The sequence below is a fragment of the Paenibacillus sp. F411 genome, assembly GCF_017582705.1.
GTDB lineage: Bacteria > Bacillota > Bacilli > Paenibacillales > Paenibacillaceae > Paenibacillus_AQ > Paenibacillus_AQ algicola.
Window position 1 is genome coordinate 1 of sequence record NZ_JAGFIP010000007.1, and the last position, 22,864, is coordinate 22,864.

Consider the following 22,864-nt stretch of genomic DNA (forward strand, 5'->3'; position numbering starts at 1 on the left):
GCATTCCCACGGTGAGAGACCGCGTCATCCAGATGGCAGCGAAACTCGTCATGGAACCGATCTTCGAGGCGGATTTTCAGGAAACGTCATTCGGATTCAGGCCAAAACGAAGTGCAAAGCAAGCGTTAGATCGCATTCGGAAAGCATGCAACCGCAAAGGGAATTGGGTGGTCGACGTCGACATCCAAGGGTACTTCGACAACATTAATCAGGAGAAACTCATTAAGCTGGTAGAAATGCGAATCAGCGATAGACGAATTCTGAAGCTGTTGAGGAAGTGGCTAAGTGCAGGTGTCATGGAGGAAGGCAATGTCAGACGCTCAGATTTGGGTACACCACAAGGTGGGGTCATTTCACCACTGCTGGCGAATATCTACCTGAATTACTTTGATCTCCTGTGGGAACGGCATGGCAGAAAAATGGGGGAACTCACACGTTACGCGGACGATCTGGTGGTCATCTGCAAAACAAAGAAGGATGCAGATCGGGCGTACGAACTCATTAGAGTTATTATGGACCGCCTAGAGCTAACGTTACATCCAACCAAGACACGCATCGTTGGACTATGGACAGGAGAAGAAGGCTTTGATTTTCTAGGCATGCACCATCGAAAGACGAAAGCCGAGACATCCAAAGGCAAAGTATACTATACGACCCAGCAGTGGCTGTGTCGCAAGGCGGAAGAGCGAATCCGAGAGGTCGTGAAGGAGCGACTTGCTCCGCCGAATATGCGTCACAAGACTTTCCAGGACCACCTGGGATATTTAAACCCAAAAATACAGGGGTGGCGCAACTACTACTACACAGCCTACAGCCAAAAGAAGATGGCAAAACTAGATTGGTACATCTTGCAGCGCTTAGCAAAGTGGGTTGCCAAGAAGCGTCAACGCACGCGATGGATGAGTTCATTAAGCGAAGTGAAAGCATTGTCCAAACAATATGGACTTAAAACGCTCTTGTGATCTGCACGCACATGAATGACGAACATCGGAAAGCCGTATGAGGGAAAACCTCACGTACGGTTTGATGAGGAGGGGCAGAATTTATCTGCCCTTTACTCTAGTATGCCTTGGTGAAGAGCAGACTCTAGCACAAGGCTGTACATATTCTTCTCTCCCGGTTCATAAAATGGGACAAAGCTTATGGCTGTGGGGAGGGCGCAGGATGTTCGGAAGCGAAAGCAGGAAAAAAATAGCGGTGCTGACAGCTACGGTGGCTAGTATTAGCAGTCTTGCGGTGATAACAGGGTCTGTGGATTATGTGAGACAGCTGTCTCATTCTGCTGTCATGTATGATGAAGTGCAGAGCACAGCGGTGGATGTTCAGCTTCTGGAACGCATTCAAGCCGAAGCGGCTCAGAACAGAGTAGAACCCATCGATGCTAAAGTGGATTCCGTATGGAAGGCCATCCCCGGCTATAACGGCCGTGAAATAGACGTGGAGGAAACCTACAGACGCGCTCTGAAAAGGAAAAGCGTTGAAGAAATTCCTTACGTGTACCGGGAAATTCCCGCCAAGGTGACCCTGCAGGACCTCGGTCCCCATCCCATTTACCGGGGGAATCCGAACAAGCCGATGGTGTCGCTCATGATTAACGTGGCTTGGGGCAACGAGTATATCAAGCCCATGCTGCATACGCTGGAGACGGAGGGCGTGAAGGCCACTTTTTTTCTGGATGGGAGCTGGCTAAGCAAGAATCGGGAGCTAGCGTTGGACATTGTGAACGGGGGGCATGAGGTAGAGAATCATGCGTATACCCATCCCAATATGAGCCAGCTTAGCGCCCCCCGTGCAGAGAGCGAGATTACGAGAACCCAGGAGCTGCTCAAAGAGAGCCTTGGCGTCACCAATACCTGGTTTGCACCGCCTTCCGGCGACTATAATCAACAAACGGTACAGCTTGCCCATGCCAGAGGCTTGAAGACCGTGCTATGGACACTGGATACGGTAGACTGGAAGCATCCTCCAGCTCAAGCGGTCGTCGATAAAATATCGGCTAAGGTCGAGCCGGGCTTCTTGATCCTGATGCATCCGACGGACTCCTCCTCGCAGGCACTTAAAGGTATGATTCAGGGAATCCGCGCAAAGGGACTGCATATCGGAACCGTATCCCAAACCTTGTCCCCGGAGCGTGTGCCGCCTTCTGAAAGTTGAGTGGATCTGGCAAGTTTGCTACAATGTGTGGATGGAAAGAATCATCTAATAGAACAATGGTGTCAAGTCAGGAGGGCCCCGCGTGAAAAAAATAGAGCTGTCGAACGGCCTGAGAATTGTGATGGAGCAAATTCCGACCTGTCGTTCGGTTTCCTTCGGGATCTGGGTCAAGACCGGATCGCGGAATGAGACGCCGGAATTGAACGGGATTACACATTTTATCGAGCATATGATGTTTAAAGGAACGGAGCGCTTTGATGCTCGGGCGATCGCGGAGCAGTTTGATGCCATCGGCGGGAATGTTAATGCGTTTACTTCTAAGGAATATACCTGCTATTATGCGAAAGTGCTGGATGAGCATTTGCCGATTGCGGTTGACGTCTTATCGGACATGTTTTTTCATTCCAAGCTGGACTCTGGCGAGCTGGAGAAAGAGAAGAACGTCATTCTCGAGGAAATCTCCATGTACGAAGATACTCCAGACGATCTGGTCCATGATTTGATGTCGATCTCGGCTTATGGCGACCATCCGCTGGCATATCCTATTCTGGGCACGAAAGAGCGCTTGGAAGCCATGGACTCTGCGGCATTGAGATCCTATATGAATCGGCATTATACGATCGAGAACACGGTCATTGCTCTCGCAGGAAATATCGACGACTCCGTTATTGAGCTGCTGGAGCGTCATTTTGGCAAGTTCCAAAACCGGGGTGAGAACGATGTGCTGAGCGTCCCGGATTTTCAGGATGGCCTGCTGTTCCGTAAAAAGAAAACCGAGCAGAACCACATCTGCCTCTCCTTCCCGGGGAGCTCGATGCATGATGAGCTGCAGTATGCCATGGTGCTGCTCAATAATGCGATTGGCGGCGGTATGAGCTCGCGCCTGTTCCAGGAAATCCGCGAGAAGCGCGGATTGGCTTACTCGGTATATTCGTACCACAGCTCCCATGCAGACAGCGGTATGTTCACGATCTACGCTGGAACAGCTCCGAAGCAGACGAAGGAGGTCCTGGAGCTGACTCGGAATATGATGGCCGAGCTGGCTGAGAAGGGCATGTCGGAGGAAGAGCTGGCTAAAGGAAAAGAGCAGCTGAAGGGCAGCCTTATTCTGAGCCTGGAGAGTACGGGAAGCCGAATGAACCGGCTGGGCAAGAATGAGCTCATGCTGGGCAGACACTACAGCCTTGACGATATGATCTCAAGAATTGAAAAGGTGTCTATGGAGGATATGGATAAAGTACTGGACCGGATGTTTGCGGTTCCGTTCGCCCTGGCGATGGTAGGATCAAACGACAAGGCGCTGAATGGAATGAGGAGGGACGAGTTTGTTGCACTACGTACAAATTAAACGCATGCCGGGCTGCGAGGATATTCACCTCCCGGTAAAGATGACTGAGCTTGCCGCAGGATTCGATCTGCACGCTGCCTTGCAGGAGCCTGTCGTGCTAAACCCGGGGGAACGCACGCTGATTCCTGCCGGCTTCGCTATGGCGATGCCAGGCGGTCTGGAAGCGCAGATACGCCCGCGCAGCGGCCTGGCGTACAAGCATGGCATCACCTGCCTGAATACACCGGGGACCATTGATGCAGATTACCGCGGAGAGGTAAAGGTACTGCTGGTGAACCTGGGGCAGGAGCCGTTTGTCATTGAGCGCCATGAACGAATTGCTCAAATGGTGTTCCAAAGCCTTCCTCAGGTGGAGCTCCAGCAGGTCGAGGAGCTGTCCGATACGGTAAGGGGAGCCGGGGGCTTCGGCCATACCGGGAAGTAGAAGAAGCAGCATGTATGTGCTGTCATAGCTTCATCATAAGCTGCAGCCGTTCCGGACTATCCGGAACGGTTTTTTTGTCTTTCCTTGAGGTGCTGCACACCTCCGGCTGGGCCTCCGCATAAGATGCCGTATACTGCTATTGGAAAGGAGCGAGGCCCTGCATGCTGACAGGAATCCGGACGGTCTTGATTGGTGGCGATGCACGCCAGGTTGAGGTTATCCGAAAATTGGCGGAGATGGATGCTTCCGTAGCCATCGCTGGCTTTGACACACTGCAGGATTCCTTTCAGGGCGTACTCCGGGAGCCGCTTACTGCGAAGCTGCTGTCTGGCGCAGACGCTCTGATTTTACCTGTGGTAGGCTGTGACGATGAGGGATTGATCGGCGCTTTATATGCGGAAGGCTCGCTGAAGCTGGAGGAAGAGCATATCCAGGCGATGCCAAAGCATGGGGTAGTTTACACAGGTATGGCTAAGTCGTTTCTGAAATCACTATGTGCAAAGCACAGCATCAGGCTGGTGGAGCTGCTGGATCGGGACGATGTGGCGATATACAATTCCATTCCAACGGCGGAAGGCGCCTTGATGATGGCCATTCAGCATACGGACTTTACGATACACAAATCCACCTGCATGGTGCTTGGGATGGGTCGCACCGGCTTTACAATGGCCCGAAGCCTTCAAGGGCTAGGAGCCCGGGTCAAAATGGGCGTTCGCAGAAGCGAGCATTATGCCCGCGCCGAAGAAATGGGCTGGCAGCCTTTTATGATGAAGGATCTCGAGCAAGAGGCGGCTGACATTCAGCTCTTGTTTAATACGATTCCTGCCATGGTCGTGACGGCGCAGGTGTTATCCAGAATGCCGCGGGAGGCTGTCATCATTGATCTGGCCTCGGCACCTGGCGGCTGTGATTTCAGATATGCGGAGAAGCGGGGCATCAAAGCGATGCTTGCCCCCGGACTCCCGGGAATCGTTGCCCCCAAAACAGCGGGAATCATCATGGCCAATACACTGGTCGAGCTGATTTCGGAGCAAACCAAAAGTCGGGAGGAAGCTTGAGATGAACTGGAACGGAAAAACGGTCGGCTATGCCTTGACCGGCTCTCACTGTACGCTGGAGGAGGTTATGCCGCAGATTCAGCGGTTTGTTGACGGAGGTGCGCGTGTCGTTCCCATCGTATCCAATACGATCATGAATACGGATACCCGATTCGGATCATCGGAAAATTGGCAGAAACAGTTGAAAGAAATAACGGGGAATGATATTATTTCTACAATTGTTGAAGCAGAGCCGCTGGGTCCTTCCAAGCTGCTGGATGTGCTGGCGATCGCACCTTGCACCGGCAATTCCATCAGCAGGCTGGCCAATGCGATGACAGACAGTCCGGTGCTAATGGCCGCGAAGGCTCAGATGCGAAATGGGCGCCCGCTGGTGCTGGCGATCTCGACGAATGACGGGCTGGGACTTAATGCAGCTAATATCGCGAAGCTATTGGTAACCAAAAATATTTATTTTGTACCATTTGGACAGGATAATCCCCAGCAGAAACCGAATTCCCTCGTGGCCCGCATGGATCTGGTTCCGGAAACCTGCGAAGCGGCTCTGACGGGGATGCAGCTGCAGCCGATGATTATCGAACGGTTTCAATCAGCATGATTCTTAAAGCTTGACCAGAAGTTATTCATGAAGGGGAGACGTGTCAGATGAGCGAGCAAAAGTATAACGTAGCCGTTGTAGGAGCTACAGGAGCGGTAGGAGAACAGATTCTGAGCCTGCTGGAGAAAAGAGATTTTCCGGTAGCAGAGCTGAAGCTTCTGTCTTCCGCGCGTTCTGCAGGCAAGGTTCTTACATTCAAAGGACAGGACGTAGTTGTAGAAGAAGCAACCCCTGACAGCTTTAAAGGCGTGGATATCGCTTTGTTCAGTGCCGGCGGTGATGTGAGCAAGGAGCTGGCTCCACATGCAGTTTCCCACGGTGCCGTATGTATTGACAATACGAATGCATTCCGTATGGACCCTGACAAGGTACTGGTTGTGCCAGAGGTGAATCCGGAGAAAATTCAGGAGCATAACGGGATTATTGCGAATCCGAACTGCTCTACCATTCAGATGGTCGCAGCACTGAAGCCGCTCCATGATGCCTTTGGCATCGCCCGGATCATTGTGTCCACCTATCAGGCCGTGTCCGGAGCAGGACACAAGGCCATTGAGGAAATGCTGCGTCAGAGCAAGGAGATTCTCAATGGAAACGCTGACGTTCAGCCTGATATTTTGCCGGTGGGCTCCTTGCCAGTCAAGCATCAAATTGCATTTAATGCGATTCCCCAAATCGATAAATTCACAGACAATGGATATACATTGGAAGAAATGAAAATGGTCCGTGAGACTAAAAAAATCATGGGCGACGAATCTATCGAAGTGTCAGCAACCTGTGTCCGCATTCCTGTCATTAACGGCCATTCCGAATCCGTATATGTGGAATTCAAGAATGACTATGAGCTGGAGGAAGTAAAGTCGCTTCTAGAGAAGGCTCCGGGAATTACGCTGGTGGATGATCCTGCATCCCAAGCTTACCCGCTCGCTAGTGATGCGGTCGGTAAGCCGGATGTCTTTGTGGGACGTCTGCGCCGTGATCTGACTCATTCCCGCGGTCTCAATATGTGGATTGTATCGGATAATCTGCTGAAGGGCGCGGCCTGGAATGCTGTGCAAATTGCAGAAATTATCGTTTCCAACCGAAACGGCCGGGCTTAACAGCCGGCCGTTTCAGCCGCTCGGCGCCTGGTTTATCGTCTTGCGGTTCCTCAAACGGAGGAATCTTCATGCGCATCCTGGTTCAAAAGTTCGGCGGAACCTCGCTATCGACTCCGGAAGCAAGATCCAGAGTCATTCAGCACATCAGGCGGGAGCTGGAGCAGCAGCTTCATCTGGTAGTTGTAGTATCCGCTATGGGGCGGAAGGGAGATCCCTACGCTACAGATACTTTGCTGGAGCTTGCTTCGAGCAATAATGCCCTGCTTCCCGTAAGAGAGAGGGATCTGCTGCTCTGCTGCGGAGAACTTATATCAGCCGCAGTGCTGTGCGGCCAGCTATGTCGAGAAGGCATTGCTGCAACGGCGCTTACCGGCGCCCAGGCCGGTTTCATTACGGATGATCATCATGGCAATGCCCGTATTCTTTCGGTCAAGCCTGATCGTATATTACAGGAGCTTGAGGCTTCCAGGGTTGTTATCGTAACCGGGTTTCAGGGACAGAGCAAATCCGGAGAACTGACGACACTGGGAAGAGGCGGCAGTGATACCTCAGCGACGGCGCTGGGAGCCGCGCTCCACGCCGAGATGGTCGATATATATACCGATGTAAACGGAATTTTGACGGCAGATCCCCGGATTGTAGAGGATGCCCGGCCGTTAAAATACGTCAGCTATAGCGAGATTTGCAATATGGCTCAGCAGGGAGCGAAGGTGATACATCCACGGGCTGTGGAAATCGCAATGCAGTCGCAAGTCCCGCTGCGTGTCCGCTCTACGTTCTCTGACAATGAGGGCACATTGGTTACCCGGCCTGAGTCCTTCAAGGATGCTGCTGAGGCCGACATTGTGGATCGGTATGTAACCGGTGTAACCTACATGAGCCATATCACGCATATTTCAGTGGACTGTGCCTCGCTGCAGGATACGCCGCTTCGTATATTCCGAAGAATGGCGGAGCACGCCATTAGTGTAGACTTTATTAGCGTAACGCCGGAAGGCGTGCGTTACACGGTATTTGATGATGACGCACAGAAGGCGGAGCAAGCGCTCAAGGACTTAGGACTGAATCCTCACATTTCCAAGGGCTGCGCCAAGGTATCCATTATTGGCGGAGGAATCAATGGAGTGCCGGGGATCATGTCCCGTATTATAGAGGCACTGAGTGAGCATGGTATTCCAATTCTTCAATCCGCAGACTCCAACACGACGATCTGGCTGCTCGTCCGGAATGAAGATATGGGAAATGCACTTCGCTCGCTGCATAGCAAGTTTGAGCTTCACCGGTAATGTCAGCCTAGAGCTTTTGTGCCGGATAACAGTTAGGAGGAAACGATAGTGGACTTCGGAAGATTAATTACCGCCATGGTCACGCCCTTTGATGGAGATGGAAATATCCACTGGGACGAGACCGCCAGACTGATCAATTACCTGATTGAGGATCAGCTGTCCGACAGCCTAGTCATTGCAGGAACCACCGGGGAATCCCCGACCTTATCCGAGGATGAGAAGCTGAAGCTGTTCTCCTTCGCCGTGGAGAAAGCGGCTGGCCGGTGCAAGATCATTGCCGGCACGGGAAGCAACAACACCCATCATTCGATCGAGCTGACGAAGAAGGCGGAGCAGTGCGGTGTTGACGGCATTCTGCTGGTGGCGCCTTATTATAACAAGCCTAGTCAGGAAGGGCTGTATCAGCATTTCCGGGCGATCGCCGAGAGCACAAGCCTGCCTGTGATGCTTTACAATGTACCGGGACGTACGGGAATCAGCCTGGGAGTATCCACAACACTCCGTCTTGCAGAGCTGGATAACATCGTCGCAACGAAGGATTGCGCGTCTCTAGACCAGCTGACCCAGATTGCATCCGCTGCACCTGCCGGATTTGCCGTATACTCCGGCGATGATTCCTCAGCGCTGCCGGCATTGTCTGTAGGAGCCTATGGAATCGTCAGCGTAGCGAGCCATGTTGCCGGAGCACTCATGAAGGATATGATTCAAGCGTATCTGGAAGGGCGCAACAGCGATGCTGCTGCCCTCCATCAGAAGCTGTTCCCGCTGTTCAAGGGATTGTTTGAGTGTCCTGAGCCGCTTCCAAATCCGTCTGCAGTGAAATTTGCGCTTGCGGAGCAAGGATTTCCAGTCGGCTCCGTGCGGCTCCCGCTGCTGAGCCCGAATGATCAGGAGGCCGAGTTCATCCGTAGTCTGCTGGCCTCCTTGTCCTCATAAATACAGCACTGACGGTGTAAGACAGCCGGCGCTTCTCCATTTGGAGAGCGCATCGGCTGTTTTTTTGTATTTTGCATGATCACACGCGATAAAAATTGAACTCAGCAGGGCATCCTATATCTCACTGGGTGGGCGACTTGTGTTTAACGTTTTTTTTCATGTATAATGGGTTCAAGAGACTGGGTGCGGTATATTTTAGTAAATTAATATAACATTGGTCGACGTCCAAAACCATAGGAGGGTTAGATACACTTGTCAAAAAAAAATAACAGCGATAAATTATCGATTTTTGCCCTGGGCGGCGTCGGTGAAATCGGGAAAAATATGTATGTCATTCAATATGCTAACGACATCGTTGTCGTGGATGCGGGATTGAAGTTTCCGGAAGAGGACATGCTGGGAATTGATATTGTCATTCCTGACATTTCTTATTTGACAGAGAATCGTGACAAGGTGAAAGGCATTGTGCTGACTCACGGACACGAGGATCACATCGGCGGCCTGCCATACGTGCTGAAGCACTTGAACGTTCCTGTTTACGGTACCAAGCTGACGCTTGGGCTGGTAGAGAACAAGCTGAAGGAAGCAAATCTTCTTGGCGAAACCAAAAGAGTGCTGATTCATGCCGATTCCGAGATCAAGCTCGGAGAAACACTGACAGCCACCTTCTTCAGAACCAATCATAGTATTCCGGATTCCGTCGGCGTATGTATTGATACACCAGAGGGAAGCGTGGTTCACACCGGTGACTTCAAGTTTGACCACACTCCGGTAAATAACCAATATGCAGACCTGCAGCGCATGGCGGAGATCGGCAGCAAGGGTGTACTCGCACTGCTGTCGGACAGCACCAACGCAGAGAAGCCAGGCTTCACGCCATCAGAGAAGAATGTAGGCGTGGTGCTGGAGGATATTTTCCGCAAGGCGGAGCAGCGCGTGGTAGTAGCCACCTTTGCTTCGAACGTTCACCGTATTCAACAGGTTGTGAATGCAGCCGAGGAGACTGGCCGCAAGGTAGCTGTAATTGGACGCAGTATGGTAAATGTTGTGTCTATCGCTTCGGAGCTTGGATACCTTCACGTGCCTGAAGGCATGCTGATTGAGCCGGAGGAAGTAAACCGCATGGCAGCAGACCGGGTCGTTGTGCTCTGTACCGGCAGCCAGGGTGAGCCAATGTCTGCGTTAACACGCATGGCCCGCTCGACTCACCGTAAAGTGGACATTCTGCCAGGCGATACTGTAATTATTGCAGCCACACCAGTGCCGGGAAATGAGAAGTACATCGGCCGGACCATTGATGAGCTGTTCCGTCTTGGGGCAGAGGTCATCTACAGCGGTTCCAATTCCGGCGTACACGTATCCGGCCACGGTAGCCAGGAAGAACTAAAGCTGATGCTGAATCTGATGAAGCCCCAGTTCTTTATTCCTATCCATGGTGAATACCGGATGCAGCGCAAGCATGCACTGCTGGCAGAGACCGTCGGTGTAGAGCCTGACAACATCTTCATCACGGATTTGGGAGAAGTGGTTGAGATTCAGAACGGCTCGGCTCGGAAGGCTGGTAAAGTGACAGCTGGCAATGTACTGATCGATGGACTCGGCGTCGGTGACGTCGGTAACATTGTCCTGAGAGACCGTAAGCTGCTGTCTCAGGACGGTATTCTGGTCGTTGTCGTAACTCTGAGCAAGCAGAATGGCTCCATTGTTTCTGGACCGGACATTATCTCTCGAGGGTTTGTATATGTTCGTGAATCCGAAGGGCTGCTGGAAGAAAGCAACCGCATCGTTTCCAGTACGCTGCAGAAGCTCATGAGTGAGAACGTAAACGAATGGGCTTCCTTGAAGACCAGCGTGAAGGATGCGCTGGGTCGCTTCCTGTACGAGCAGACTCGCCGCAGACCGATGATCCTTCCGATCATCATGGAGGTATAGCCGCGATACCGTTTCATTCATAAGGCACACAGTCGCCCTTTTCCGCGAGAACGTTGGACGGTTCTTGCGGAGAAGGGCTTTTTGCTGCGTTTAAGGATGCCAAGGATGATTCAGCATGCTTTCTGACATAATAGCTAGGAGGAAGGTAACCAAGCAGAAGGGCAGGGGACATGCATGAGTATGAAGCAAAACGAAATTGCACGCAAAACAGCCGGCAAGGGTGAGAGTATGCCGGAGGCTGATATGCCAAGTGAAGAGCACAAGAAGCAGGCATCTTTAGAAGCGGTTCAACAGCTTGGCCAGACGGGTGTGGCGACATCCGGAGAATCCAATATCTTCTGTATGACCATTATCGGCCAGATTGAAGGACATACCGTTTTACCACCGCAAAATAAGACGACCAAATACGAGCATATGATTCCACAGCTGGTGGCGGCGGAGCAAAATGCTAAAATTGAAGGACTTCTTATTATTCTCAATACGGTTGGCGGTGATGTTGAAGCTGGTCTGGCCATTGCAGAAATGATATCCTCATTGACTAAGCCGACGGTGACAGTGGTGATTGGCGGAGGTCACAGTATTGGTGTTCCGATCGCCGTTGCGGCGGATTACTCTTTTATTGCCGGCAGTGCGACCATGACCATACATCCCATTCGCATGAGCGGATTGGTGATCGGTGTTCCGCAAACCTTTGAATATATGGAGAAAATGCAGGAGCGGGTCGTCCGATTTGTAACTCAGCATTCCGGCATTACAGAAGCCCAGTTCAAGGATCTGATGTTCAAGACGGGAGAGCTGAATCGGGACATCGGGACCTCGGTGTCGGGAGCCGATGCGGTTAAATACGGCTTGATGAATGAGGTTGGCGGTATTGGCCAGGCACTGGCGAGACTAAACGGCATGATTGGAGAGCGTAAGACCTTGGGTGCAGGAGGGCTTACGCAATGACCTTATATACAGTAATGCCACTGGAGATGGTGTTCTCTGGAGGAGAGCCTGCCGCACCGGATTCACCGCTTGTGATCGAAATGCGGCTTAACGGCGTTCTGCTGGAGGCGGAGATCATCGACCATCAAAGCGCCAGGATCGTAAGGCTGCTGGATTGCCAGCTGTCGGATTATTTAAATCCGGCGTATATGCCTGGCAGCCAAATATCTTTTATTCCGGTCCTCCATGCATAAGGGGGGCCGTTTTTTTGACACCTGGCGAATGCCAGAGTGCACAGCTTTTTGGCGCCACCGCATTTATTTTTGCCCGCGAAACAGAACATAGGTACGCCATGGTAATGTATGCTATAATATGGCTTCGGGGGTGACATTATTGGCAAAGCGTAAGCGGAAGAAGAGGGCTGTATTTGCCTCGGTGCTGAAATATGAAATTTATGGAATTATATTGATGACCTTATCGGTTATCGCATTATCGGGAGAAGCACCGGTAGGACGTTCACTATCCAAGATGTCGGGCTACGTGCTTGGTAAATATTATTTTGTCATACCCTTGATCGGCATTTACTATGGATTAATGGTGATGATTCACCGAAAATGGCCCAAGGTCTGGAACAGCCGCCGAACCGGCGTGCTGCTGCTGCTGCTGGCACTTACACTTATGAGCACCATCAGCGCTATGGAAGCCAAGCTGGCACCGATTGGGCAGTTTACTTCCGGCAATGTGCTGTCTCAAATACATAGTGATTTACAGGGTGAGCTGCTTTATGCAGAGAGTGATGGAAACCATCCTGTTCTGGGCAAGGATATCGGAGGCGGGTATGTGGGAGCTTTGCAGCTTTCAGCACTGCTGCTGTTCTTCGGAGCCATTGGAGCACGCCTCATTATGATTGTTATGCTTATCATCAGCTTTATGCTGATCACCAACTTGTCATATGTTGAGCTGATGAGAATGCTCCGCACGAGAGCGGTAAGAGCAAGCGGCTTGCTTCAGAAAAGAATGCAGTCGTACAAGTCTGCCAAAGCCTCCGGCGTGCGTAAAGGAAATCCTCGGCTTCCTGATGATGACGATGATCTGGACGATTTGGAGGAGCCAGAGCTCGCTTCCCGTCCGGGGCGGCCCGTGTTCTTCCAGCTTTTTAATCGGGAGGGCAAGGACCAGCATTCCGGAAAAGGATCACAGACAGAGCTGCAGGATGAGGAAGCCTTCGGGCCCCAGGATATTTTGTACGGAGGGGATTCGCTGAATACTGACGATCAGGAAGCATTGCAGGATGGGGCAGCCACACACGAGACCGCAGAGGCGCCCGGCGGTGCACCGATCATCCGGGATTTCTTTGAGCATGTGAAGTATGAGGATGCCCGGGAAGAGGATGAGCTTCACGATCATGATGCATTGCCGATCCAAGACGCATTGACTCCGCTGCATGCGGAAGGCCAGTCCCAGGACGTAAGCCTGATGGATACCAAGGCGGATTCTATGGATAAGGACAGTAACGGGGAGGGTGCCGAGCCTGCGTTGTCTGCAGACGTAGAGGGTCAGCCCGAGGCGCCGCTGGCTCCGCCGATGCCACCGCCGAAGCCTTACAGGCTGCCGCCGTTCCGCCTGCTCTCGAAACCTGCCGGAAGCGGAAAGCCTGGAGATCAGAATGATTACAAGCAGACCGCCCGGAAGCTGGAAGCTACGATGGAGAGCTTTGGCGTTCGCGCCAAGGTGCTGGAGGTCGTTAGAGGGCCTTCCGTGACCCGCTACGAAATCCAGCCGGATATCGGAGTAAAGGTCAGCCGGATTGTCGGTCTTACGGATGATATCGCGTTAGCGCTTGCTGCGAAGGATATCCGTATGGAGGCTCCCATTCCCGGAAAGTCAGCAATCGGCATTGAGGTGCCGAATCACGAGGTGTCCCTCGTGACGATGCGAGAGGTGATGGAAACGCCGCTGTTCCAGGATGCGGAGTCCAAGCTGTCCATTGCCTTTGGACGCGATATTTCAGGTCAATCCATTGTTGGAAATTTGGCGCGGATGCCCCATCTGCTCGTTGCCGGTGCAACCGGCTCCGGTAAATCCGTGTGTATTAACGGCATTATTACGAGCATTTTGTATAAGGCGAAGCCCGATGAGGTCAAGTTTCTCATGGTCGATCCCAAGATGGTGGAGCTTAACGTATACAACGGCATTCCTCATCTCATGGCTCCGGTAGTCACGGATCCTAAGCGAGCCTCATTGGCCCTGAAGAAAATTGTAGTGGAAATGGAAAAGCGATATGAGCTGTTCTCGAAATCCGGGACACGGAATATTGAAGGCTACAATACTCTGGTAAAGGATAATCCTTCCGCTGTACTGCCCTATATTGTAGTCATTGTGGATGAGCTGGCTGATCTAATGATGGTGGCCGCGAACGACGTGGAAGAGGCGATTACCCGTCTTGCGCAAATGGCCCGTGCGGCGGGCATCCATCTGATTATTGCGACTCAGCGCCCATCTGTAGACGTAATTACCGGCGTCATTAAAGCGAATATCCCATCCAGGATTGCGTTTGGTGTTTCGTCTCAGGTGGATTCAAGGACGATCCTCGATATGGCCGGCGCGGAGAAGCTGCTGGGACGCGGAGATATGCTGTTTATGCCGATGGGGGCGTCGAAGCCCATCCGTGTTCAGGGAGCTTTTATGAGTGATCAGGAAGTAGAGAACATCGTCAATTTTGTGCGGGATCAGGGTCAGGCGGAATATGATGATTCGCTTGTGCCGGAAGTGGAGGACACGATCTTAGGAGAGGATGATACCCTGGACGAGCTGTATGACCAGGCTGTATTGATTATTCTGGAAGCCAAGCAGGCTTCGGTCTCTCTGCTGCAGCGGCGAATGCGTGTTGGATATACGCGTGCGGCACGATTGATTGACTCGATGGAGGCGAGAGGCGTGATTGGTCCATATGAGGGCAGCAAGCCCCGCGAGGTCATCATGTCTCTGGAGCAGTATCAGCAAAGCAAGATCAGTTCATAATGCAGAAGAGGCTGTCTCACAAGATCTAGGGTCTTGCGGGATGGCCTCGTTTGTTGTTGCGAGATGCTCGGCGTACGAAACGTTCCTCACCTCCCTCACTCCACCATGTCTTTATTTTTGTTTCAGATCTCACTCAAGTGAGCTGCCTCATTAAACAAGAATCTACTTTTGGTACAGCCTCTTTTTATGTTTTGCTGGGATCGCGATCCATCGTTATTCCTCCTGCGGCAGTCGATACAGCTTGCGGTACTGGCTTGCGGTCATCTTGATCGTTTTCTTAAAGGTGCGGTCAAAATGGGTCAGGCTCTCAAAGCCGGTTTGCTCTGCGATATCAACGATCTTCGTGTCAGTCTCGCTGAGCCTTCTCTGCGCCTCCCGGATTCGGGTGAGATTGACATACGAGATGATGGTGAAGCCGGTCACTTCCTTGAACATCCGGCTTAAATAGTAAGGACTGATGTAGAAGGTATCGGACAGCAGCTCCAGCGTTATTTTGTTCTGAAAATGCTGATGAATGTACTGCACGATGTCCATCATCTTCTCATGCAGCGGATTGATCGGATAGGCTGCAGGCGCTGAAGGGCGCTGCTTGAAGCGAGAGATGAGCAGCAGCAGCTCGGTCAGCAGCAGCTGGAGATAATCCTGATAGCCGTCCTTTTGCAAGGTAGCCTCCTGAGACATTTTATTGAAAATCTGCAGGGTCTGTGCCTGCTCCTGGGGCTGCAGTGGAACGAGCGGATCGCCCTGCGAGAACAGTGGCAAGGCAGTCTGCCCACCGGAAAGAGCAAACGACTCATCAAAGTTGATGACTATCCGCTCATGCTCAGGTCCGCCGCTCATAAAGCTTTTATGCACATCGTATCTGTTAATCATAACCAGGCAGCCTGGCTGAATCCGATACAGCTTCTCCTTGATGAAGTAATTCCGTTCTCCGGACATGAGATAATATATCTCATACGTGCTGTGATAGTGGTTATTCCGCTCGAACGGGAGCCGGCGCCTTATATGATCGAAATAGAATGAGGATTCCTCATCCCCGTAACTGGCGAGCGGCAGATCCTCTGGGTGAGCCATGGATGCTTCCTCCTCTGCGAAAAGCAAGATATGTCCTATTATAACGGAAATGAGCAATAAATGAGAAGAAAATAAACCAATGATGCTTTATGATAGAACCAAACTACAGAACTGGCGGTGAGCTTTTATGAAACCTTTTATGGATGAACATTTCTTGCTCAATAGTGAAAGTGCTAAAACGCTGTATCATGACTATGCCAAACCAATGCCCATTATCGACTACCATTGTCACCTGAGCCCGGCAATGATTCGCAGCAATCACCGGTTTCAGAACCTGACTGAGGCCTGGATTAACGGAGATCATTATAAATGGCGCGCGATGCGTGCAAACGGCGTGGAAGAAGCTTATATTACGGGCGGTGAAGGGGTCAGCGATTATGACCGTTTCCTGGCTTGGGCAAGAACGGTGCCTATGACGGTTGGCAATCCGCTCTTTCACTGGTCCCATCTGGAGCTGCGCCGAATATTCGGGATTCACCATCTGATCAATGAGCAAAATGCGGAGAAAATCTGGCAGGAGGCCAATGAGAAGCTGAAGGAAGACAGCTTTACAACCCGCGGGTTGATTCAAGCCAGCAACGTTGAGGTTGTGTGCACGACAGACGATCCGGTGGATACCTTAGAGGATCACATTGCTCTGGCGAAGGAGCCGGGCGTTCCGTTCCAAATGCTCCCTTCCTTCCGTCCGGATAAAGCGCTGGAAATTAACCGAAATACGTTCCTTCCTTGGCTTGATAAGTTAGGGCAGGTTTGTGGAAGTGACATTCGCAGCTATGAGGATTTGCTTACAGGATTGAAAAAGCGCGTGGAATTTTTCCATCAGGCTGGCGGACGAGTGTCTGACCATGCATTGGATTATGTGCCATATCATAAAGCTACCCGGGAAGAGGCAGCGGCAATCTTTATGAAAGCGCTCAAGCAGGAGAAGGTGTCCCATACCGAAGAACAGCAATACAAGACCTATACACTGCTGTACCTGGGCAAGCTGTATGCCGAGAAGGGCTGGACGATGCAGTTCCATATGAATGCGAGCCGAAACAACAATGCTTTAATGATGCAGCAGCTGGGACCGGATACGGGCTATGACAGCATCGGTGACAGTCCGGTTGCGGCTCCATTGGCTTCCCTGCTGGATGAGCTGGAAACGGCAGGGGCCTTGCCGAAGACGATTTTGTATTCCTTGAATCCGAATGATAATGACATTCTTGCGGCGCTGATCGGAAGCTTCCAGGGCGGCGGTATTCCAGGCAAAATTCAATTTGGCTCGGCCTGGTGGTTTAATGATACGAAGGATGGCATGATTGCGCAGTTGAGCAGCCTGGGCAATATGGGACTGCTGAGCCGTTTCGTCGGAATGCTGACGGATTCGCGGAGCTTCTTGTCCTACACCCGGCACGAATACTTCCGCCGAATTCTATGTAATCTGCTCGGCGAGTGGGTAGAGCAGGGCGAAGCGCCGGCTGATATGCAGTGGCTTGGAGGAATTGTACAAGATATTTGCTACGGCAATGCAGAGCGCTACTTCCAATTCGGGGGAGCCAAGGGAGGGACTTCGCATGGATAATGTGAAGCAGGCAAGCCTCTTATCTCTGGAGCAGCTCCAGGATTCAGAAAAAAAGCAGGCCGAAGCGTTGAGAGAACAGCCGGTCAAGGTGCTTCAATTCGGTGAAGGAAACTTCCTGCGGGGCTTTGCAGACTGGATGCTGCAGCATTCCTTCAAGCAGGGACATTTTCGGGGCACGGTGGCTGTAACTCAGCCCCGCCCTACCGGACGTATGAAGCTTGAGCGGCTGCGAAGCCAGGACGGGCTGTATACACTGCTAACCCGGGGGATACAGAATGGGGAGCAGGTTGATCAGCAGGAGGTTATATCGGTCATCAGCCGTATGATTGATCCTTATGAGGAGTGGAATGATTTTCTGGCGCTGGCAGAGCATCCGGAGCTGGATATCATTATCTCCAACACGACAGAAGCGGGACTGACTTACACACCGACTCCTTATTCCCTGAATGAGCCTATGCTGTCATTTCCGGCGAAGCTGACGCTGCTGATGTACTGCAGATATCAGTTTTTCGAAGGGGCAGGGGATAAGGGATGGATGCTGCTTCCCTGCGAGCTGATCGAGCGCAATGGAGAGCGGCTGCAGGAAATTGTGCTGATGCACGCCCGCGACTGGAAGCTGGAGGAAGGCTTTATCGCATGGGTGCAGGAGCATAATCTGTTCTTGAATTCACTAGTGGACCGGATTGTACCGGGCGCTCCTTCGGATGCCGCAAGCTGGCAGGCTCAGCTCGGCTATCAGGACCAGATGCTGAATACGGCTGAGCCGTATCATCTGTGGGTGATTCAGGGACCTGCTTCTCTGGATGAACGTCTGCCGCTTCAGCGGGCAGGACTGAATGTACATTGGGTAGAGGATCTGGCACCCTATCAGCTCCGCAAAGTGCGTCTCCTGAATGGGACCCATACCTTGATGGCATCCATCGGATTGGTGCATGGCTGTCAGAGTGTCCGGGAAATCGCTGAGCATGCCGAATGGGGAGCAGAGGCCCGCAAGGCGATGCTGGAGGAAATGGTTCCCGCTGTGCCGCTGCCCGCGCAAGAGATGCAGGTGTATGCAAGCGAAGTGTGGGAGCGGTTCCTTAATCCGTTCGTAGAGCACCGGCTGGGCGATATTTGCTTGAACAGCATGTCCAAATTTCGTGTTCGGCTGTTGCCGACCCTAAAGGCCTATCACGAGCAATTTGAGAAGCTGCCTGAAAAGGTTGTGAAGGCACTGGCATGCCTCATCTTTCTGTACGATGCACAGGAGCAGGACGGAGGATGGTCAGGCCGGACACTGGATGGCGCAAGGGTTAAGCTTTCGGATGATGAAGGCGCACTCCGCTTTATGCAGAGCAGCTGGGACGAATACCGAAACGGTGCGGTCAGCCGCTCCGGGCTCATCCAGCGTATTCTCGGCAATGAAGAGCTATGGGGTGAAGATCTAAATGAGATTTCAGGACTGCCTGAGGCCGTTTGGGCGGAACTGGAGGAATTGGAGCTGAGTCAGTCATGAGTCATGTCATATTACTACAGGACACCGATAATGTTGCAGTAGCACTTCATCCGCTGACTGCCGGCAGCGGTGCAAACTACCGTCTGGATGGCAAGGAGCATGGTCTGGAGGTGCTGAATGATATTCCGAAGGGACATAAGCTGGCTGTACGCCTTATCAAAGCGGGCGAGCCTGTAATGAAATATGGATACTCTATTGGCGTTGCTGTGTGCGATATTCCGGCAGGCACATGGGTTCATTCCCATAATTTAAAGACGGGACTGGGCGACGTTCTTGAATATCAATACGAGCCGTCAGCACCTGCACAATGCTCAGCCGAACCCGCAGCGCCTCTATACTTTGAAGGGTACACACGTGAAAATGGCGAGGTCGGCATCCGCAATGAGATCTGGATTATTAATACGGTCGGCTGTATTAATAAATCCTGCGAATTGCTGGCCAAGCTGGCGCATGAACGCTACCGCGGCCAAGGGGTAGACGGGGTGTATCACTTTGCTCATCCTTACGGCTGTTCCCAGCTGGGCGATGACCTGTCTTATACGCAGACTCTGCTGGCCTCTCTGGCTCAGCATGGTAACGCTGGAGGGGTGCTCGTGGTCGGTCTCGGGTGTGAGAACAACCAGATCGAGTCCTTCAAGGAGCTGCTGGGAGATCTGGATCCCGATCGGGTGCGCTTTATGAAATCGCAGGCGGTAGAGGATGAGATTGAAACCGGACTTGAGCTGATTGATCAGCTGGTGTCCCGTGCCTCGCGCTATCAACGAGAGCCGCTGCCGTTCAGCAAGCTGAAAATCGGCCTGAAATGCGGCGGATCGGACGGATTATCAGGAATTACAGCCAATCCGTTAGCAGGACGCATCGCGGATACGATTACGAATCAGGGAGGAACCGCTCTGATGACGGAGGTGCCGGAGATGTTTGGTGCCGAAACCATCTTTATGAACCGCGCAGTAAATAAAGAGCTGTTCCAGCAAGTATGTCATCTGGTAAATGATTTCAAGCAGTATTTCGTGGATCATAACCAGCCGATCTACGAAAATCCTTCACCCGGCAATAAGGACGGCGGGATAACGACACTGGAAGAGAAATCGCTTGGATGTACGCAAAAAGGCGGCCAAGCCCCCGTCACCGGGGTACTGAAATACGGAGAACGTGCGAGTCTGCCGGGCTTGAATCTGATTCAGGGTCCTGGCAACGATCTGGTATCCGTTACAGCATTGGCCGCTTCCGGGGCTCACCTCGTGCTGTTCACCACCGGCAGAGGCACCCCCTTTGGGGGCCCGGTCCCAACGGTGAAGATTTCCACCAATTCCGAGCTGGCCAAGCGCAAAAAGCACTGGATTGATTTCAATGCAGGCACGCTCCTGGAAGGTCAGAGCATGGATGAGCTTCATCAGGATCTGCAGGAATATATTGCAGCACTCTGTTCTGGCAAAGTGGCGGCTGCCAATGAAAATAACGGCTTCCGTGAAATCGCGATTTTCAAGGACGGAGTTACCTTGTAATACAGACCGTTTTGGTCGCCATGGATCAACGATGTGTCTATTCATTCATTATTGCACGCGAAACACGAAGCCGGGCTCATGCTGCCCGGCTTCTTCCTGCTTCCTTGGCGGAGCTGCTTGAAATTGCCGTTTATGGTGCATAGGAACGCAGCGGCCTTGTCATAATAAGGTCAGCGAGCATTGCAAACCACCATAGAAAGGTAGAGTGCAGCATGAACAATACCAAGGTATGGCTGCTGATCGGCATTGCAGTCATTGTATCCGCCGCCGTATTCCGCACCGAGCCGGCAGACCAGCCTGCTCCTACTCCTATAGCGCAGGTCCCATCTATGCAGGAAGAGCAGGAGCTACTGCCTGTGTTTAGCCAGGAGGCTGTGAAATACGGCTCCACTGGTGAGGATGTCTATGAGCTGCAGGGCAGATTAAAGCATCTGGGTTTCTATAACGGCAAGATTGACAGTGTCTTTGGGCCTGACACCCTGAAATCGGTGAAATGGTTTCAGTCCAGGTTCGGCATGAAGGTTGATGGCATTGTAGGCCCGAAGGTCAAGCTGAAGCTGTACAATGCTACGAAGGACTTCCGTCCGACTGAGCCGAAGCTGCATGAGAACGACGGCAAGAGTGCAGGTGAGCAGGAGCAGGGTGGAGCCGCCAGCTTGGCCTCTGGCAATACAATGGGCCTTTCAGACAATGAGCTGAAGATTATGGCGAATGCTGTTTATGGAGAAGCCCGCGGCGAGCCCTTTGAGGGACAGGTTGCTGTCGCGGCAGTAATCCTGAATCGGGTCAAATCGCCCACCTTCCCGAATACGCCATCCGGCGTTATTTTCGAGCCCCGGGCCTTTACTGCGGTAGCAGACGGACAAATCTGGCTGGAGCCGAACGAGCAGGCTAAGAAGGCGGTGATCCAGGCGCTGAACGGCTGGGATCCTACGGGCGGCTGCACCTACTATTTTAACCCGGAAACGGCCACATCACCGTGGATCTGGACCCGGCCTCAAGTAAAAACCATAGGCCAGCACATCTTCTGCATGTAATGGTTTGAGTGAGAGCAGCCGAGGCTTGTCTTCGGTTGCTTCTTCTCTTTGAAGTGGGTTAGAATGGAAGTTAACGATATGCCAATGAAATAAGAAATCTACGTGGTAAGGGAGTTTTGGACGTTGACGACAATAACGGGATTTGAACACGGCCAGGTCGGCGGAATACGGATCCATGTGCTGCCCACCCGGCGCTTTAAGACTTTTGCCATCTCGCTGTATGCCGGTACTTCCCTATCGGAAGAAACTGTGACTTCCACTGCCTTGACTCCATTCGTGCTGCGCCGCGGGACGGTCAGCTATCCGGAAACCCGGGCTTTCCGTGAGCGTCTGGAGCAGCTGTACGGAGCCGGCTTCGGCTTTGACGTCTATAAACGGGGCGACCATCAGATTGTTCATTTTCGGATGGATACGATTAATGATTCATTCGTGCAGAGCGAGGAAGGCCTGCTGGAGTCTTCCTTCGCCTTTCTAGGGGAAGCATTGTCCTCTCCGGTGCTGGAGCAGGGAGTGTTTCGCAGCTCCTATGTGAAGACAGAGCGTGACACCGTGCGGAAGAAGCTGGAAGCGATTATTAACGACAAGATCCGTTATGCCGCTGAACGCTGCGTGGAAGTGATGTGCAGTGATGAGCCTTACCGCCTTCATCCTTTGGGTCAGCGGAGCGATCTGGACAGCATCACACCGGAGAGCTTGTACGCAGCATACACACAATGGCTGAAGAATGCTGTCTTTGATTTATATGTGGTTGGCGATACCGATCTATCGCAAGTAGAGGAGCTCGTTGCGGAGCATTTTCAGATAAATCGCACTGAGCCTTCCCAGTATGAGTCCTCGGTCGTGACCACAAGATCCCGGGAGCCGCAGACCGTGGTAGAAAAGCTGGATGTCAACCAGGGCAAGCTGAATCTCGGGCTGCGAAGCACAATCACATACCGCGATGAGGATTACGCTGCTGCACTCATGTATAACGGAATACTAGGCGGTTATCCGCATTCCAAGCTGTTTGTGAACGTCCGTGAGAAGGCTAGTCTGGCGTACTATGCATCCTCCCGTTACGACGGTCACAAAGGGATTGCTACGATTCAGTCCGGCATAGAGATTCCGAATTATGAGAAGGCTGTGGAGATTATTAAACAGCAGCTTCAGGATTTGGCCTCCGGGCAAATTACAGAGATGGAAATGACGCAGACCAAGGCGATGATCCGCAATGTCGTGAAGGAAATGCAGGATTCTGCATTTGAGATGATTGCTTATGATTTTAACCGGGTCATTTCCGGAAAAGAACGCACGGCCCAAGAGCTGCTGGAGCAGGTTGAGTCCATTTCTGTAGATGATGTTCAGCGCGCCGCGAGCTCTTTTCAGCTGGACACGATATATTTCCTGAAGGGTCAAAAGGAGGAGTAGC

The 22,864-nt window shown here is 52.2% G+C and carries 19 protein-coding genes; 18 read left to right on the forward strand and 1 reads right to left on the reverse strand.

The genetic code is table 11. The features are described 5' to 3' along the window. The 13 genes from ltrA to JJQ72_RS09155 form a co-directional block, all read left to right on the forward strand. Positions 1-962, forward strand: a 962-nt coding sequence (gene ltrA, locus JJQ72_RS09095) for a group II intron reverse transcriptase/maturase (RefSeq protein ID WP_208203457.1), incomplete at its 5' end; no start/stop codon positions are given. 202 nt (positions 963-1,164) lie between these two features. Beyond that, positions 1,165-2,154 carry a polysaccharide deacetylase family protein gene (locus JJQ72_RS09100; RefSeq protein WP_208203458.1) on the forward strand — a complete coding sequence of 330 codons (990 nt, stop codon included), beginning with the start codon at positions 1,165-1,167 and terminating at the stop codon, positions 2,152-2,154. Positions 2,155-2,236: 82 nt separating this feature from the next. Continuing rightward, on the forward strand, positions 2,237-3,502 hold the full coding sequence (locus JJQ72_RS09105; protein ID WP_208203459.1) for a M16 family metallopeptidase: 1,266 nt from the start codon (positions 2,237-2,239) through the stop codon (positions 3,500-3,502). Then, on the forward strand, positions 3,480-3,926 hold the full coding sequence (dut, locus tag JJQ72_RS09110; RefSeq protein WP_175415285.1) for a dUTP diphosphatase: 447 nt from the start codon (positions 3,480-3,482) through the stop codon (positions 3,924-3,926). Before JJQ72_RS09105 ends, dut begins: the two co-directional genes overlap by 23 nt. 161 nt (positions 3,927-4,087) lie before the next feature. Next, on the forward strand, positions 4,088-4,984 hold the full coding sequence (gene dpsA, locus JJQ72_RS09115) for a dipicolinate synthase subunit DpsA (RefSeq protein ID WP_208203460.1): 897 nt from the start codon (positions 4,088-4,090) through the stop codon (positions 4,982-4,984). 1 nt (position 4,985) lies between these two features. Next, positions 4,986-5,582, forward strand: a complete 597-nt coding sequence (locus tag JJQ72_RS09120; protein WP_138226074.1) for a dipicolinate synthase subunit B — start codon at positions 4,986-4,988, stop codon at positions 5,580-5,582. A gap of 47 nt (positions 5,583-5,629) precedes the next feature. Further along, positions 5,630-6,679 carry an aspartate-semialdehyde dehydrogenase gene (locus JJQ72_RS09125; protein ID WP_138226073.1) on the forward strand — a complete coding sequence of 350 codons (1,050 nt, stop codon included), beginning with the start codon at positions 5,630-5,632 and terminating at the stop codon, positions 6,677-6,679. Between the two features lie 68 nt (positions 6,680-6,747). Then, a complete protein-coding gene (gene dapG, locus JJQ72_RS09130) occupies positions 6,748-7,965 on the forward strand; it encodes an aspartate kinase (RefSeq protein ID WP_138226072.1) in 1,218 nt (405 codons plus the stop codon). Between the two features lie 48 nt (positions 7,966-8,013). After that, positions 8,014-8,901, forward strand: a complete 888-nt coding sequence (gene dapA, locus JJQ72_RS09135; RefSeq protein WP_138226071.1) for a 4-hydroxy-tetrahydrodipicolinate synthase — start codon at positions 8,014-8,016, stop codon at positions 8,899-8,901. Between the two features lie 252 nt (positions 8,902-9,153). Further along, the gene (locus JJQ72_RS09140; protein ID WP_138226070.1) at positions 9,154-10,833 is read left to right on the forward strand and encodes a ribonuclease J; all 1,680 of its coding nucleotides are present in this window, start codon (positions 9,154-9,156) and stop codon (positions 10,831-10,833) included. A 228-nt stretch (positions 10,834-11,061) separates the two neighbouring features. Continuing rightward, positions 11,062-11,781 (forward strand): ClpP family protease, encoded by a 720-nt coding sequence (locus JJQ72_RS09145; RefSeq protein WP_138227782.1) that lies wholly within the window; start codon positions 11,062-11,064, stop codon positions 11,779-11,781. Next, positions 11,778-12,014, forward strand: coding sequence for a YlzJ-like family protein (locus JJQ72_RS09150; protein WP_208203461.1), 237 nt, complete (start codon positions 11,778-11,780; stop codon positions 12,012-12,014). Before JJQ72_RS09145 ends, JJQ72_RS09150 begins: the two co-directional genes overlap by 4 nt. A gap of 118 nt (positions 12,015-12,132) precedes the next feature. Beyond that, positions 12,133-14,781: an FtsK/SpoIIIE family DNA translocase gene (locus JJQ72_RS09155; RefSeq protein ID WP_243895987.1), complete on the forward strand. Its 2,649-nt coding sequence runs from the start codon at positions 12,133-12,135 to the stop codon at positions 14,779-14,781. Between the two features lie 213 nt (positions 14,782-14,994). Here the strand turns inward: JJQ72_RS09155 and JJQ72_RS09160 are convergent, their stop codons facing one another. Then, entirely contained in the window at positions 14,995-15,855 is an 861-nt protein-coding gene (locus JJQ72_RS09160; RefSeq protein WP_208203462.1) for an AraC family transcriptional regulator, read from the reverse strand. 127 nt (positions 15,856-15,982) lie between these two features. Between JJQ72_RS09160 and uxaC the strand changes: the two genes are divergently transcribed. The 5 genes from uxaC (at position 15,983) to yfmF (ending at position 22,863) form a co-directional block, all read left to right on the forward strand. Further along, entirely contained in the window at positions 15,983-17,419 is a 1,437-nt protein-coding gene (uxaC, locus tag JJQ72_RS09165) for a glucuronate isomerase (RefSeq protein ID WP_208203463.1), read from the forward strand. Beyond that, entirely contained in the window at positions 17,412-18,914 is a 1,503-nt protein-coding gene (locus JJQ72_RS09170; protein WP_208203464.1) for a tagaturonate reductase, read from the forward strand. Before uxaC ends, JJQ72_RS09170 begins: the two co-directional genes overlap by 8 nt. Continuing rightward, positions 18,911-20,419: a UxaA family hydrolase gene (locus tag JJQ72_RS09175; RefSeq protein WP_208203465.1), complete on the forward strand. Its 1,509-nt coding sequence runs from the start codon at positions 18,911-18,913 to the stop codon at positions 20,417-20,419. The genes JJQ72_RS09170 and JJQ72_RS09175 overlap by 4 nt, the downstream gene beginning before the upstream one ends. A gap of 212 nt (positions 20,420-20,631) precedes the next feature. Next, on the forward strand, positions 20,632-21,456 hold the full coding sequence (gene sleB, locus JJQ72_RS09180; RefSeq protein ID WP_138226063.1) for a spore cortex-lytic enzyme: 825 nt from the start codon (positions 20,632-20,634) through the stop codon (positions 21,454-21,456). Between the two features lie 123 nt (positions 21,457-21,579). Further along, positions 21,580-22,863 carry an EF-P 5-aminopentanol modification-associated protein YfmF gene (gene yfmF, locus JJQ72_RS09185; RefSeq protein ID WP_243895988.1) on the forward strand — a complete coding sequence of 428 codons (1,284 nt, stop codon included), beginning with the start codon at positions 21,580-21,582 and terminating at the stop codon, positions 22,861-22,863. Position 22,864: the final 1 nt, after the last annotated feature.

Bases quoted from the DNA above. Each gene is read 5' to 3' on its own strand.
- JJQ72_RS09100 (WP_208203458.1), top strand. From the start codon at position 1,165: ATGTTCGGAAGCGAAAGCAGGAAAAAAATAGCGGTGCTGACAGCTACG.
- dpsA (WP_208203460.1), top strand. From the start codon at position 4,088: ATGCTGACAGGAATCCGGACGGTCTTGATTGGTGGCGATGCACGCCAG.
- JJQ72_RS09120 (WP_138226074.1), top strand. From the start codon at position 4,986: ATGAACTGGAACGGAAAAACGGTCGGCTATGCCTTGACCGGCTCTCAC.
- JJQ72_RS09125 (WP_138226073.1), top strand. From the start codon at position 5,630: ATGAGCGAGCAAAAGTATAACGTAGCCGTTGTAGGAGCTACAGGAGCG.
- dapG (WP_138226072.1), top strand. From the start codon at position 6,748: ATGCGCATCCTGGTTCAAAAGTTCGGCGGAACCTCGCTATCGACTCCG.
- JJQ72_RS09145 (WP_138227782.1), top strand. From the start codon at position 11,062: ATGCCGGAGGCTGATATGCCAAGTGAAGAGCACAAGAAGCAGGCATCT.
- JJQ72_RS09150 (WP_208203461.1), top strand. From the start codon at position 11,778: ATGACCTTATATACAGTAATGCCACTGGAGATGGTGTTCTCTGGAGGA.
- JJQ72_RS09155 (WP_243895987.1), top strand. From the start codon at position 12,133: ATGGCTTCGGGGGTGACATTATTGGCAAAGCGTAAGCGGAAGAAGAGG.
- JJQ72_RS09160 (WP_208203462.1), bottom strand. From the start codon at position 15,855: ATGGCTCACCCAGAGGATCTGCCGCTCGCCAGTTACGGGGATGAGGAA.
- uxaC (WP_208203463.1), top strand. From the start codon at position 15,983: ATGAAACCTTTTATGGATGAACATTTCTTGCTCAATAGTGAAAGTGCT.
- JJQ72_RS09170 (WP_208203464.1), top strand. From the start codon at position 17,412: ATGGATAATGTGAAGCAGGCAAGCCTCTTATCTCTGGAGCAGCTCCAG.
- JJQ72_RS09175 (WP_208203465.1), top strand. From the start codon at position 18,911: ATGAGTCATGTCATATTACTACAGGACACCGATAATGTTGCAGTAGCA.
- sleB (WP_138226063.1), top strand. From the start codon at position 20,632: ATGAACAATACCAAGGTATGGCTGCTGATCGGCATTGCAGTCATTGTA.